Origin of the sequence: Streptomyces sp. MJM8645, assembly GCF_001625365.1 — a bacterium.
In the GTDB taxonomy this organism is placed as follows: domain Bacteria; phylum Actinomycetota; class Actinomycetes; order Streptomycetales; family Streptomycetaceae; genus Kitasatospora.
The window spans coordinates 3,346,516-3,359,192 of the sequence record NZ_LJJF01000001.1 but is presented as its reverse complement, the minus strand read 5'-3'; the positions used below and the strand labels follow the sequence as shown (position 1 = coordinate 3,359,192).

Sequence of the window (12,677 nt, the reverse complement as noted above, 5' to 3'; positions counted from 1 at the left end):
GGGAGCTGGGCGGCGGGGGCGCGCGGCGACGTCCGTGCGACGGGTGCCGGGTGGACGGGTCTGTGCGGCGGGGCCCGTGTGGTGGGTGCGGACGCCCCGCGGCGTGCCCCGTTGGTCGGGCTGTCGGCGCCAGGGTGAACAATGGGGGCGTGACCCGAGCCTCTCTGGACAAGCAGCCGCACGAAGTCGCCGCCATGTTCGACGACGTCGCGGCCAAGTACGACCGCACCAACGACGTGCTGTCCCTCGGCCAGGCCCGCGCCTGGCGCCGGGCGGTGGCCGAGGCGGTGGCCGCCGGACCGGGGGACCTCGTGCTCGACCTCGGAGCCGGCACCGGCACCTCCTCGCTGCCCTTCGCCGAGGCCGGCGCGCAGGTCGTCCCGTGCGACTTCTCCGTCGGCATGCTCGTCGAGGGCAAGCGCCGCCACCCCGAACTGCCGCTCACCGCCGGCGACGCCACCCGGCTGCCGTTCGCGGACGGCACCTTCGACTCGGTGACGATCTCCTTCGCGCTGCGCAACGTCCAGGACACCGACGCGGCGCTGCGCGAGATGCAGCGCGTCACCAAGCCCGGCGGCAAGCTGGTGATCTGCGAGTTCTCCACCCCGACCTGGACGCCGTTCCGGACGGTCTACACCGAGTACCTGATGCGCGCCCTGCCGCCGGTCGCCACCGCGGTCAGCAGCAACCCGGACGCGTACGTGTACCTCGCCGAGTCCATCCGGTCCTGGCCCGACCAGCCCGAGCTGGCGGCCCGGCTGCAGGAGAGCGGCTGGTCCAAGGTCGCCTGGCGCAACCTCACCGGCGGCATCGTCGCGCTGCACCGGGCGTACAAGCTCGGGTAGCCGCTGCACCGGCGGGATGGGGGCGTGGTCGTTTCCGGCGGCGGGGACGGAACTAGACTGCCGGAGACAAAAGCCGCCGTCCCCACAGCCGCAGCTCCAGGAGAGTGTCCACCGTGTCCGAGACCGCAGCCGATCTGACGAAGCCGGACAGCCCGGTCGAGAGCACGGCCGACGTCATCGTGGTCGGCGCGGGTCCGGCCGGGTCCACCACCGCGTACTACCTCGCCCAGGCCGGGCTGGACGTGCTGCTGCTGGAGAAGACCGCGTTCCCGCGCGAGAAGGTCTGCGGCGACGGCCTCACCCCCCGCGCCACCAAGCAGCTGGTGGACATGGGCATCGACGTCTCCACCGAGAACGGCTGGCTGCACAACAAGGGCCTGCGCATCATCGGCGGCGGCGTCCGGCTGGAGCTGGACTGGCCCGAGCTGTCCGCCTTCCCCGACTACGGCCTGGTTCGCAAGCGCGCCGACTTCGACGAGCTGCTGGTCCGTCAGGCCGAGAAGGCCGGCGCCCGGCTCTACGAGCGCTGCAACGTCAGCGGGCCCGTCCTGGACGAGCGCACCGGCCGGATCGTCGGCGTCACCGCCAAGCTCGGCGACGAGAAGCGGCCGGTCACCTTCCGTGCCCCGCTGGTGGTCGCCGCCGACGGCAACTCCACCCGGCTCTCGCTCGCCATGGGCCTGCACCGCCGCGAGGACCGCCCGATGGGCGTCGCCTACCGGACGTACTTCACCTCGCCGCGCCACGACGACGACTACCTGGAGTCCTGGCTGGAGCTGTGGGACACCCGCGGCGGCCAGCGCAAGCAGCTGCCCGGGTACGGCTGGGTCTTCGGCATGGGCGACGGCACCTCCAACGTCGGCCTCGGCATCCTCAACTCCTCGCCCGCGTTCGGCGAACTCGACTGGCGCGAGGTGCTCAAGGCCTGGTGCGCCGGCATGCCGGAGGAGTGGGGCTACACCCCCGAGAACATGACCGACCCGATCCGCGGCGCCGCGCTGCCGATGGCCTTCAACCGGCAGCCGCACTACACCCGCGGCCTGCTGCTCGTCGGCGACGCGGGCGGCATGGTCAACCCGTTCAACGGCGAGGGCATCGCCTACGCGATGGAATCCGGCCAGATCGCCGCCGGCGTCATCGTCCAGGCCCACGCCCGGGTCACCGAGACCGGGCGCGAGCGCGCTCTGCAGGGCTACCCGCGCGTCCTCAAGGACGTCTACGGCGGCTACTACACGATGGGCCGCGCCTTCGTGAAGCTCATCGGCAACCCCAAGGTGATGCAGATCGCCACCCAGCGCGGCCTCACCCACCCGATGCTGATGCGCTTCACCCTCAAGATGCTCGCCAACCTCACCGACCCGCAGGGCGGCGACGCGATGGACCGCATCATCAACGGCCTCGCGAAGGTCGCGCCCAACGCGTAGCGGCCTGGGCCTTCCCCTGGTCCTTTCCAGGACCTCAAGGCGTCTCCTCCGCCGCCTTCCGCTCCCCGTCCGCCGGGCGGCGGGAGGCGGCGGAGCGCTGTTCGACGTAGGCGAGGCGGTCGGCGAAGACCCGGGCCGCGTCGGGGGTGAGCGTCCGGAGGGCGACGAGGGCGGTGAAGACGACGTCGCAGAGCTCGTGTTGGACGTCCTCCCAGCTGTGGGTGACGCCCTTGCGCGGGTTCTGGCCGGTGGCGCCGATCACCGCGGCGCCCACCTCGCCGACCTCCTCGGAGAGCTTGAGGATCCGCAGCAGGCGCTCCTCCCGGGGCGACTGCGTGCCCTGCTCGTCGAGCCACGCGACGAGGTGGTCCACGCTCTCCCAGATCCGGCTGTCCATGCGCGCTGCTCCCGTGCGGTGTCCGTTGGTGCTGCCACCGTACGGGAGGCGCTGCCGACGCACGGGAACGGCGTGGGGGCTGGCGGTGAGGCACGGGCGGTGAGGGGTGGACGGTGAGGGGCTGGCGGTGAGGGGCGGGCTCCCGGTCAGCGGGTGCTGATCTTCACGTGGCGGATGTTCACGGGGAGGGTGGGGAAGCCGTCGCCGGGGTTGTTCTGGTCGTCCTCGCCGCCCGCGGCGATCTTCTGCAGGACGTCCAGGCCCGCCGTGATCCGGCCGAACGGGGTGTAGGCGGGGGAGAGCTTGGTGTCCTTCCAGACGAAGAAGAACTGGCTGCCGTTGGTGTTCGGACCGGCGTTGGCCATCGCCACTGTGCCGGCCGGGTAGGTGGCGCCGGTCAGGTTCTCGTCCGGGAAGGAGTAGCCGGGCCCGCCGCTGCCCGTTCCGGTCGGGTCGCCGCACTGCAGGACGTAGAGCCGCTGGGTGGTGAGGCGGTGGCAGTGGCTGTGGTCGAAGTAGTCGTGCTCGGCGAGGAAACGGAACGAGAAGGTGGTGCAGGGCGCCTTGTCGGTCAACGCCTGGAAGGTGATCGCGCCCTGGCTGGTGCGCAGGGTGGCGCGGTAGGGCTGGGCGGCCTTCTTGGCGTCGAAGACCGGGATGCCCTTGAAGTTGTCGGCTGGCACCGCGGGCGTGTAGGTGCAGGCGGGCGCGGGCGGCGTGGTGTCCGCGACGGCGGTGCCGGTGCTTGCCGTGAGCGGGAGGACGGTGGCGACGGCGAGCAGAGCCCAGGGTGCGCGCTTCACGTGACGGGCCTTCCGAAGGGTGGTGGACGGCGGGGTTGGCATGGCGCCATCATCCACGCCGGGGCGGCGATCCGGTAGGGGGCGGTAGGGAGCGGTGGGGTTCAGGCCCCGTCGGGCGGGTGGAGGGTCAGGAGGACTCCGGGGGAACGGGGTTGACCCGGGGGGCGGGGGTGAACAGTCCGGTGCGGGCGGCCAGTGCGGCGGCGTCGGCGGCCCGCTCGGCGGTGCGGGCGTCCAGCGGCTCGCCGGTGACGAACAGCCGGTAGTAGAGCGGGGCGGTGGCGGCCCGGACCACCTCGGCACCGTCGGTTCCGGTGGGCAACTCGCCTCGGGCGACGGCTCGTTCGGCGACCTCGGCGGCCTGGCGGTGACGGGAGGCGAAGAAGGCGCGCAGGGCGGTCGCGCCGGTGTCGGAGCGCTGGGCGGCGAAGATCAGCGCGGTGGGGGTGGCCCCCAGGTCGGGATCGGTGAAGACGGTGAACACCTCCTGGGTGATCAGTCGCAGGTCCTCGCGGAGGTCGCCGGTGTCGGGCAGCGGCCAGGGCTGGTCGGCCGAGGCGGTCAGGGCGTCCGCGACCAGGCCGTCCACTCCGCCCCACCGCCGGTACAGCGTCGCCTTGTGGACGCCGGAGCGGCTCGCGACCGCCTCGATGGTGAGGTCGTCGTACCCCTTCTCGGTGACCTCGGCGAGCGTGGCGGCGACCACCCCCTCGCGGACCCGGGCGCTGCGGCCGCCGGGGCGCGGGGTCGGGGTGCGGGGCTCTGGGTGGGTCGTTTCGAGGTGAGTCGGCTCCGGGGCGTTCTCGTTCAAAGTCGACTCCAGTCGCGTTAAGGCTTGCTGCGGTGTGGCGGTCGTGCCATGCTCATCGTAATGCGACTTTGGTCGCGTTACGAGAGGAGCCTGCGTGACCGCCACCGCCATTCCCGACCCCACTGCCCTGCACCCGCTCGCCGGCCACGACCGGGTCGTCCTGCTGCGCCCGCTCGTCACCGACCCGCGGATCGAGGTCGGTGAGTACACCTACTTCGATGACCCCGAGGGGGCCACCCGCTTCGAGGAGCGCAACGTCCTCTACGCCTACGGACCCGAGCGGCTGGTGATCGGCAAGTACTGCGCGATCGCCACCGGGGCCCGCTTCCTGATGGCCGGCGCCGCCCACCCGACCATCGGCGTGTCCACCTTCCCGTTCACGATGTTCGGCGGTGAGTGGACCGAGCGGACCCTCGACCTCGTGACCGGCCTGCCCAGCCGGGGCGACACCGTGATCGGCAACGACGTCTGGTTCGGCTTCGGTGCCACCGTCCTGCCCGGCGTCCGGATCGGTGACGGCGCGATCATCGCGGCCGGTGCGATGGTCACCGCCGACGTCGAGCCGTACACCATCGTCGGCGGCAACCCGGCCCGGCCGATCCGGCGCCGCTTCGAGGGCGCCGACGTCGAGCGCCTGCTCCGTGCGGCCTGGTGGGACTGGCCGGTCGAGCTCGTCACCGAGCACGTCCGCGCCATCATGTCCGGGACCCCGGCCGACATCGAGGAGATCGCCGCGGCGAACGGCCTGCTCGCCCGCTGACCTGCCGGGCCTGGGAAAGGCGTTGGCCCCGGGGACGCTGGATCCCTCCGGAGATCCAGCGAGTTACGGCAGGGCGTTGATCACGGGTGGGCCGGTGCGGGAGGATGGCGTTCCCCTGCTCCATGCTCCGCCCCGTCGATAGCTGTGCCCTTCGCCCAGCTCCAGGGTCCGTCCGACGCCGTACGGTACTCGCGCCCCGCCGGTTCCGTTCGCTCGGAGGGATCTGACTCATGCGTGCCTCCCTGTCCATGTCTTCGTCCTCATCGGCCCTTCGCGACCTGCCGGTTCTCTTGGTGGCAGCGGTGTGGGGGTCGAGCTTCCTCGCCGTCCAGCGGGTGGCGGAGCCCGGGACGGCCGTGGCGATGCTGGTCCTGCGGTTCGGGCTGGTGCTGCCGCTGCTCGGGATGGTCGCCTGGCCGGCGCTACGGAGGCTGAGCCGCGCCGAGTGGCTGGGCGGCGGTGCACTGGGGTTGGTGCTCAGCGGGATCTTCCTGCTGGAGACGTACGGCGCCGTGCACACCTCCGCCACCAATGCCGGGCTGATCATCAGCCTCGCGATGGTGCTCACCCCGCTCGGCGAGAGCGTCCTCAGCCGAACGGCACCGCCCCGCGCCTTCCTCGCGGCCGCCGCGCTGGCCGTGCTCGGCGTCGCCCTGCTCACCGGGGACGGCGGGCTGCGCCCGCCTTCGCTCGGCGACCTGCTGGTGCTGGGAGCTGCCCTGGTTCGCTCGGCCTTCGTCCTGGCGACGGCCCGCGTCCGCGCCGTCCGCGAAACCGACATGCTGGCCCTGACCTGGGTCCAACTCGCCGTCGCGACCGCCGTGTTCGCGGCCGTCGCACCAGCCGTAGGGCCGTCGCCGTGGGCCGTCGCCCGCTTGTACGGGCCCGGCCAGTGGGCCTGGTTGCTGCACCTGTCCCTGTTGTGCACGCTGTTCGCCTTCTTCGTTCAGATGTGGGCTGTCCGCGCCACCTCGCCGTCCCGGGTGAGTCTGCTGCTCGGCACCGAACCGCTGTGGGCCGCCGTCTTCGGCATCACCATCGCCGGGAACCGGATGGGGCCGCTCGCCCTGGTCGGCGGAGCCCTGGTCGTGGTCGCCACCGAGTGGGGCCGCCGCACCGCTCCCGCCCCCGTCCGGCGCGGGGAGACCGAAGCCGCTGAGTCCGAGGTCGTCGAGTCCGAGGCCGCTGGATCTGTTGTTGCCGAGTCCGAGTCCGCGACCGGGGTCGGGGAGCGGGGCCCGGAGCCGGCTCCGGTGTGATCCGCTGCGGTGGTCACCGGCGACTCAGCGTCCGACGGGCGTAGTCGATGGTGACCGCGCCGAGCAGCGGACCCCATGCCACCAGCGGCAGGTAGGCGAGGGTCATTACCAGGCCGGCGGCACCGTGCGGGGAGTCCGGCTCCGCCATGTTCCGGCCCCAGCCGCCGACCGCCGCGGTTATCCCGAGCACGGTCAGAAACGCCGAGCCCAGCGCGCCCGGAACGATCGCGGCGAGCGGGTGCACCGCCCGGCCGCCGATCAGCGGGATCCAGCGCGGCGCCAGCTGGCCCCAGGGCCGGACCAGCCCGACGGTCAAGAAGGCCAGCGCTTCGGCCAGGGCGCTCAGCACCACGACGTAGACCGTGCCCCAGCCCGGCTGGTGCTCGGCGTACCGTGCGGCGGTGGCACCCGTGAAGCCGACCGGGACGCCGAAGCCGAACGCGATCCGCCACAGCCCCGAGGGAACGGTGGTCAGCACGGTGGCCTTGGCGGCGAACTCGGCCCAGCGTGGTGCGGGCGGGACGGCCGGACGGGTGGTGGTCCGGGCGTTGATCGCGAGCTTTGACATGGTGGTGAACTCCCTTCGCGGCCAGCCCTCCGGCCGCTTCGATGGCTCAAGCCTGGCCGTTCCACGCGGCGAGCGGCAGCTGCCGATCGGGCTGTTCTCCCTGCTCAACAGGCCTCTGAAATATGCCGATCGGCACAGGCGGGCAACCTGCGCCGCGTCGTAACGTGGCGGCAGTCGAAGGGAGGAGATGGCGATGAATCAGATGCTGGCGGTGATCGTCCCGGCCGCGCTTCCGCTGGTCCGGGCGGCGCGCAGGCGCCAGGGCATGGCGGTCGTGACCGCGACGGCCGGGGCAATGTCGGCCTTGGTCACGGTTGCCGTCTGGCTCACCGGCCGCTGGACGGAGTCGGACCGGTGGCCCGGGCTGGTCGGCCTGGTCGAACTGGCCGCCCTCCTGCTGTCCGTGGTCCTCGCCCTGCGCGCCGAGGACGGCCTCCGGTGCGCGCTGGCGACGTGGACGGCTTGCGGCGCGGTCGCGCTCTGGCCGTCCCGGTTCGAGGCGATCGGCGGGCCCGGAGACGTGCTCACCCTCTTCGGATTCGGGTCGATGCTGGCCCTGCCGGCCGTCCTGACCGGGCTCTACCTGCGCGGCCTGGACGAGGGGCGGTGTCGGGCGGTGGCCGAGGCCAGGCGTTCCCAGCGGCTCGAACTGGCCCACGACCTGCACGATTTCGTGGCGCACGACGTGAGCGGCATGGTCGCCCAGGCTCAGGCCGGGGTGTACCTGGCCGCGGCTGACCCGGCCCGGGCGGTCGAGATGTTCGAGCGGATAGAACAGGCCGGGCAGCGAGCCCTGGCCTCGTTGGACCGGACGGTTCAGCTGCTGCGCACGGAGGAGGGGAGCGGGCGCGGACCGCAACAGGGGCTGGCCGAACTGGCGGAGGTGGCAGAACGGTTCACCGCCTTGGGCGGCGCCGAGGTCCGGCTGGAGCTGCCGGACAGGCCGGTCCCCCGGGAGGTGGAGGGCACGGTCCACCGGATCGTGGTCGAGGCGCTGACCAACGTTCGGCGGCACGCTGCGGGCGCCCGGACGGTCGAGGTCCGTGCCCGTCGCGCGGGCGGGTGGCTGGAGTTGACCGTGACGAACGACGGACTCGCACCCGGCGCGGGTGGGCGCCCGCGCGGTGGCGGCGGCAGCGGACTGCCGGGGCTGGCGGCCCGAGTGGAGGCGCTCGGCGGCACGTTCGCGGCAGGCACGGAGGAGCGGGAGGCCTGGCGGGTGGCGGCGAGACTGCCGCTGGAGAGGCAGGAACGACAGGAGAGTCAGGAGAAACCAGTGATTCCGGTGAGGACCAGTTCAGGGGAGAGGTGGAAATGATCGGCAGCACAGGGCCGATCCGGATCCTGGTCGCGGACGACCAGGCCGATGTCCGCACCGCGTTCCGGATGATCCTGGACGTTCAGCCGGACATGTCGGTGGTGGCGGAGGTGGCGGACGGCGCCGCGGCGGTGGAGGAGGCCCGACGGCTTAGACCGGACGTCGTGCTCGCGGACATTCGAATGCCTAGGCTCGACGGCTTGGAGGTCACGAGGCAGCTGGCCGGCGAGTGCAAGGTGATCGTGGTGACCACCTTCGACCTGGACGAGTACGTGCATACGGCCCTGCGGCATGGGGCGGCCGGCTTCCTGCTGAAGCGATCGGGGCCAGTGCTGCTGATCGAGGCGGTGCGGGCGGCGATGGCCGGGGACGCGTTGATCAGTCCACAGGTCACCGTCCGGCTGCTGCGGCACATGACGGCGCCCGGGAGCGACCGTACGGCCGGAGCAGGGCCTTCGGCGGCGGCGCCGCCGATAGCCGGCCCGATCGAGGAACTGACCGCGAGAGAAAGGGAGATCGCCGAACAGGTGGCAGACGGCGCGACGAACGCCGAGATCGGAGCGGGGCTGTTCATCTCGCCGGGGACGGTCAAGAACCACCTCGCCAACGTCCAGCGCAAGCTCGGTGCCCGTAACCGGGTGGGCATCGCGGCCTGGGTCTGGGAGCAGGGCCGGTAGCCGGTAGCCGGTAACCGGCCCCGGTGAACGGTGGGGCGAGCCCGGACGCGGGCGCGAGGGCAGAGGGCAGCGGCCCCGAGGAAGGGCCCCCAGGAAAGGGCCCCAGGGAAGGCGGCGCGGGAAGGGCAGCGCACGGAGGTCGGGGCGCCGCGCGCTGGGCCGGGCATGGCCCAGCGCAGGAGAGGGTCGGGCGGGCGGCGGGCGGCGGGCGGCGGGCGGCGGGCGGCGGGCGGCGGGCGGGGTGGGGGGGAGGGGGGAGGGCCCCAAGGACCGTTTCGCGCGCTTGTGAACGAAGGGTCAAGCGAGCGTTCGGCCCCCCGCCACCCCTCAGAGTGAGCCGCTATAACACGTCAACATGGCGCCTCGAAATTTGCTCCCGTCGACGCATAGTTGATATAGGAGCGCGGCTCTGACCAGCCGCTTCACAAGTAAATGCGACTGGTTGTGACCATTTGACTTCTTTGTGTCGACAACTCTGGGCATGTTCATATTCGGCACGATTCCCATCGTGGCGTAGATCACAAAGATGACGTTGAACTGCGTGTCGCAGATCACAAGCCGACGGGCATAGGATGCGCTCGTTCCAGGCTTTGTGAACTGCCTCACATGAGGTGGATCCCGGGAACCGGAACGCGGGTTCACCTCAGCGTGACTCGCCGGTTCCGATCTGCAGTCAAGGACGACTGGACGGAGGGAGCGGGGGCTATGAATGCCTACGCGCCGATCCTCGTACTCGGTGCCATCGCGGCGGCGTTCGCGGTCGGCTCCGTCGTGATGGCCTCACTCACCGGCCCCAAGCGCTACAACCGGGCCAAGTTGGAGGCGTACGAGTGCGGCATCGAGCCGACCCCGCAGCCCGTGGGCGGCGGTCGGTTCCCGATCAAGTACTACCTGACGGCGATGCTCTTCATCGTCTTCGACATCGAGATCGTCTTTCTCTATCCCTGGGCGGTGACCTTCGACGCCCTGGGGATCTTCGGGTTGGTCGAGATGCTCCTGTTCATCGCCACGGTCTTCGTCGCCTACGCCTACGTGTGGCGCCGCGGCGGCCTGGAGTGGGACTGAGCGCGGGGTGGCCGCCGCCTTTGTGAACGAGCGGACAAGCCCGAACGGGCCGACGTACCACAGGACTTGAGGGCTTCTTGAGGGCATTGAGAGGGATCTGATGGGAATCGAGGAGAAGCTGCCGAGCGGCTTTCTGCTCACGACCGTGGAGACGGCCGCCGGTTGGGTGCGCAAGGCGTCACTCTTCCCGGCCACCTTCGGTCTGGCCTGCTGCGCGATCGAGATGATGACCACCGGTGCCGGCCGCTACGACCTGGCCCGGTTCGGCATGGAGGTGTTCCGGGGCTCCCCCCGGCAGGCCGATCTGATGATCGTGGCGGGTCGGGTGAGTCAGAAGATGGCCCCGGTGCTGCGCCAGGTGTACGACCAGATGGCCAACCCGAAGTGGGTCATCTCGATGGGCGTCTGCGCCTCCTCGGGCGGGATGTTCAACAACTACGCGATCGTGCAGGGCGTCGACCACATCGTCCCGGTGGACATCTACCTGCCCGGTTGCCCGCCCCGCCCGGAGATGCTGATGGACGCCATCCTGAAGCTGCACGACAAGATCCAGCACGAGCCGCTGGGCGCGAACCGGATCCGGGCCGAGGAGCTCGGCGAGGCGCTCGCCCTCAAGGCCACCCCGGTCAGCGAGATGCGGGGGCTGCTGCGATGAACGAGCAGGTACCCGAGACGCGTCGCGAGCACCCGGTCCGCGAGATCCCGGTCGAGGTGGTCGGCCGCCGGCAGGGCATGTTCGGCGCCCTGGGCAGCGGTGACACCTCCGGCTTCGGCGGCCTGGCCGCGCCGATCGTGCTGCCCGGCCCGAGCGAACGGCCGTACGGCGGCTGGTTCGACGAGGTCGCCGACGAGCTGGAGGGTGCCCTGGAGGAGCAGGGCCTGGACCCGGCCGAGGTGATCGAGAAGACCGTTGTCGACCGCGGCGAGCTCACCTTCCACATCGACCGCGCCCACCTGCTCCGGACCGCCCGCACCCTGCGCGACGACCCGGCGCTGCGTTTCGAGCTGTGCCTGGGCGTGAGCGGCGTGCACTACCCCGACGACAAGGGCCGCGAGCTGCACGCGGTCTACCACCTGCGGTCGATCACCCACGGACGGCTGATCCGGGTGGAGGTCACCGCGCCGGACGCCGACCCGCGCATCCCCTCCGTGGTGAGCGTCTACCCGACCAACGACTGGCACGAGCGCGAGGCCTACGACTTCTTCGGCCTGGTCTTCGACGGCCACCCGGCGCTCACCCGGATCATGATGCCGGACGACTGGCTGGGCCACCCGCAGCGCAAGGACTACCCGCTCGGCGGCATCCCCGTCGAGTACAAGGGCGCCCAGATCCCGGCTCCCGACCAGCGGAGGTCGTACAGCTGATGAGTACTCGGCACGACGAAGAGGCTCGGCACGACGAAGGGACTCGTCCCCACGAAGGAGCCGAGCAGGCAGAGGCCCGGGAGACCACCGAGGGCCGGGTCTTCACGGTCACCGGCGGCGACTGGGGCGAGGTGGTCGAGGCGGTCGGCCGGGCCGACGACGAGCGCATCATCGTCAACATGGGCCCCCAGCACCCGTCCACCCACGGCGTGCTGCGGCTGATCCTGGAGATCGACGGCGAGACGGTGAAGGAGGCCCGTTGCGGCATCGGCTACCTCCACACCGGCATCGAGAAGAACATGGAGTTCCGCAACTGGGTCCAGGGCACCACCTTTGTGACCCGGATGGACTACCTGACCCCGCTGTTCAACGAGACCGCGTACTGCCTGGCCGTCGAGAAGCTGCTCGGCATCACCGACGACATCCCGGACCGGGCCACCGTGATCCGGGTGCTGATGATGGAGCTCAACCGGATCGCCTCGCACCTGGTCTGCCTGGCCACCGGCGGCATGGAGATCGGCTCCACCACCCTGATGATCTACGGCTTCCGCGACCGCGAGCTGATCCTGGACGTCTTCGAGCTGGTCACCGGCCTGCGCATGAACCACGCGTACGTGCGCCCCGGCGGCCTCGCCCAGGACCTGCCGCCCGGCGCCGTCGACCAGATCCGCGAGTGCGTGAAGACCCTGCGCTCCCGGATGCACGAGTACGACAAACTCGCCACCGGGAACCCGGTGTTCAAGGCCCGCCTGGTCGACGTCGGCTTCCTCGACCTGCCCGGCTGCCTGGCCCTCGGCGCCACCGGCCCGATCCTGCGCGCCACCGGCCTGCCGCACGACCTGCGCAAGACCGACCCGTACTGCGGCTACCAGGACTACGACTTCGAGGTCGCGATCGCGGACAGCGCCGATTCCTACGGCCGCTTCCTGATCCGCCTGGAGGAGATGCGGCAGTCGCTGGGGATCGTCGAGCAGTGCCTGGACCGGCTGCGGCCGGGCCCGGTGATGGTGGCCGACAAGAAGATCGCCTGGCCCGCCCAACTCGCCGTCGGACCGGACGGGATGGGCAACTCGCTCGACCACATCCGCAAGATCATGGGCACCTCGATGGAGGCCCTGATCCACCACTTCAAGCTGGTCACCGAGGGCTTCCGGGTCCCGGTCGGCCAGGCGTACGCGGCGGTCGAGTCGCCCAAGGGCGAGCTGGGCGTGCACGTGGTCAGCGACGGCGGGACGCGCCCGTACCGGGTCCATTTCCGGGACCCGTCGTTCACCAATCTGCAGTCGATGGCGGCGATGTGCGAGGGCGGCCAGGTCGCCGACGTGATCGTCGCGGTGGCCGGGATCGACCCGGTGATGGGAGGCGTGGACCGGTGACAGACGTTC

Annotated in this window: 14 protein-coding genes; 10 read left to right on the top strand and 4 right to left on the bottom strand. The window is 71.2% G+C overall.

Annotation, left to right across the window (positions count from 1 at the left end):
• The first annotated feature begins 149 nt into the window (after positions 1-149).
• Together A6F73_RS14265 and A6F73_RS14260 are read left to right on the top strand one after the other, a co-directional pair.
• Positions 150-845 (top strand): demethylmenaquinone methyltransferase, encoded by a 696-nt coding sequence (locus A6F73_RS14265; RefSeq protein ID WP_063348153.1) that lies wholly within the window; start codon positions 150-152, stop codon positions 843-845.
• Between the two features lie 134 nt (positions 846-979).
• Entirely contained in the window at positions 980-2,269 is a 1,290-nt protein-coding gene (locus A6F73_RS14260; RefSeq protein ID WP_063351195.1) for a geranylgeranyl reductase family protein, read from the top strand.
• Between the two features lie 34 nt (positions 2,270-2,303).
• On the opposite strand, the gene A6F73_RS14255 is transcribed toward A6F73_RS14260, so the two are convergent.
• The 3 genes from A6F73_RS14255 to A6F73_RS14245 form a co-directional block, all read right to left on the bottom strand.
• Positions 2,304-2,666: a MazG-like family protein gene (locus A6F73_RS14255; RefSeq protein WP_063348152.1), complete on the bottom strand. Its 363-nt coding sequence runs from the start codon at positions 2,664-2,666 to the stop codon at positions 2,304-2,306.
• A 146-nt stretch (positions 2,667-2,812) separates the two neighbouring features.
• Positions 2,813-3,511: a peptidylprolyl isomerase gene (locus tag A6F73_RS14250; protein WP_244293386.1), complete on the bottom strand. Its 699-nt coding sequence runs from the start codon at positions 3,509-3,511 to the stop codon at positions 2,813-2,815.
• 85 nt (positions 3,512-3,596) lie between these two features.
• Positions 3,597-4,280 carry a TetR/AcrR family transcriptional regulator gene (locus tag A6F73_RS14245; protein WP_279634902.1) on the bottom strand — a complete coding sequence of 228 codons (684 nt, stop codon included), beginning with the start codon at positions 4,278-4,280 and terminating at the stop codon, positions 3,597-3,599.
• Between the two features lie 94 nt (positions 4,281-4,374).
• Between A6F73_RS14245 and A6F73_RS14240 the strand changes: the two genes are divergently transcribed.
• Both A6F73_RS14240 and A6F73_RS14235 read left to right on the top strand, forming a co-directional pair.
• Positions 4,375-5,040 carry a CatB-related O-acetyltransferase gene (locus A6F73_RS14240; RefSeq protein WP_208869079.1) on the top strand — a complete coding sequence of 222 codons (666 nt, stop codon included), beginning with the start codon at positions 4,375-4,377 and terminating at the stop codon, positions 5,038-5,040.
• A gap of 230 nt (positions 5,041-5,270) precedes the next feature.
• Entirely contained in the window at positions 5,271-6,299 is a 1,029-nt protein-coding gene (locus tag A6F73_RS14235; RefSeq protein ID WP_107452885.1) for a DMT family transporter, read from the top strand.
• A gap of 13 nt (positions 6,300-6,312) precedes the next feature.
• Here A6F73_RS14235 and A6F73_RS14230 read toward each other — a convergent pair whose 3' ends face one another.
• Positions 6,313-6,867 (bottom strand): hypothetical protein, encoded by a 555-nt coding sequence (locus tag A6F73_RS14230; protein ID WP_063348150.1) that lies wholly within the window; start codon positions 6,865-6,867, stop codon positions 6,313-6,315.
• Positions 6,868-7,060: 193 nt separating this feature from the next.
• Here A6F73_RS14230 and A6F73_RS14225 point away from each other — a divergent pair, with 193 nt between their 5' ends.
• The 6 genes from A6F73_RS14225 to A6F73_RS14200 all read left to right on the top strand — a co-directional run bounded on the left by A6F73_RS14225 (position 7,061) and on the right by A6F73_RS14200 (position 12,668).
• The gene (locus A6F73_RS14225) at positions 7,061-8,185 is read left to right on the top strand and encodes a histidine kinase (RefSeq protein WP_063348149.1); all 1,125 of its coding nucleotides are present in this window, start codon (positions 7,061-7,063) and stop codon (positions 8,183-8,185) included.
• Positions 8,182-8,862, top strand: a complete 681-nt coding sequence (locus A6F73_RS14220; RefSeq protein ID WP_063348148.1) for a response regulator transcription factor — start codon at positions 8,182-8,184, stop codon at positions 8,860-8,862. The genes A6F73_RS14225 and A6F73_RS14220 overlap by 4 nt, the downstream gene beginning before the upstream one ends.
• A 705-nt stretch (positions 8,863-9,567) precedes the next feature.
• Positions 9,568-9,927, top strand: coding sequence for an NADH-quinone oxidoreductase subunit A (locus A6F73_RS14215; RefSeq protein WP_030060100.1), 360 nt, complete (start codon positions 9,568-9,570; stop codon positions 9,925-9,927).
• Between the two features lie 100 nt (positions 9,928-10,027).
• On the top strand, positions 10,028-10,582 hold the full coding sequence (locus A6F73_RS14210) for an NADH-quinone oxidoreductase subunit B (protein ID WP_063348147.1): 555 nt from the start codon (positions 10,028-10,030) through the stop codon (positions 10,580-10,582).
• Positions 10,579-11,292, top strand: a complete 714-nt coding sequence (locus A6F73_RS14205; protein ID WP_063348146.1) for an NADH-quinone oxidoreductase subunit C — start codon at positions 10,579-10,581, stop codon at positions 11,290-11,292. The genes A6F73_RS14210 and A6F73_RS14205 overlap by 4 nt, the downstream gene beginning before the upstream one ends.
• On the top strand, positions 11,292-12,668 hold the full coding sequence (locus A6F73_RS14200) for an NADH-quinone oxidoreductase subunit D (RefSeq protein WP_063348145.1): 1,377 nt from the start codon (positions 11,292-11,294) through the stop codon (positions 12,666-12,668). The genes A6F73_RS14205 and A6F73_RS14200 overlap by 1 nt, the downstream gene beginning before the upstream one ends.
• Positions 12,669-12,677: the final 9 nt, after the last annotated feature.

Coding starts and splice junctions, on each gene's coding strand:
- A6F73_RS14255 (WP_063348152.1), bottom strand. CDS start 2,666: ATGGACAGCCGGATCTGGGAGAGCGTGGACCACCTCGTCGCGTGGCTC.
- A6F73_RS14250 (WP_244293386.1), bottom strand. CDS start 3,511: ATGCCAACCCCGCCGTCCACCACCCTTCGGAAGGCCCGTCACGTGAAG.
- A6F73_RS14235 (WP_107452885.1), top strand. CDS start 5,271: ATGCGTGCCTCCCTGTCCATGTCTTCGTCCTCATCGGCCCTTCGCGAC.
- A6F73_RS14230 (WP_063348150.1), bottom strand. CDS start 6,867: ATGTCAAAGCTCGCGATCAACGCCCGGACCACCACCCGTCCGGCCGTC.
- A6F73_RS14225 (WP_063348149.1), top strand. CDS start 7,061: ATGAATCAGATGCTGGCGGTGATCGTCCCGGCCGCGCTTCCGCTGGTC.
- A6F73_RS14220 (WP_063348148.1), top strand. CDS start 8,182: ATGATCGGCAGCACAGGGCCGATCCGGATCCTGGTCGCGGACGACCAG.
- A6F73_RS14215 (WP_030060100.1), top strand. CDS start 9,568: ATGAATGCCTACGCGCCGATCCTCGTACTCGGTGCCATCGCGGCGGCG.
- A6F73_RS14210 (WP_063348147.1), top strand. CDS start 10,028: ATGGGAATCGAGGAGAAGCTGCCGAGCGGCTTTCTGCTCACGACCGTG.
- A6F73_RS14205 (WP_063348146.1), top strand. CDS start 10,579: ATGAACGAGCAGGTACCCGAGACGCGTCGCGAGCACCCGGTCCGCGAG.
- A6F73_RS14200 (WP_063348145.1), top strand. CDS start 11,292: ATGAGTACTCGGCACGACGAAGAGGCTCGGCACGACGAAGGGACTCGT.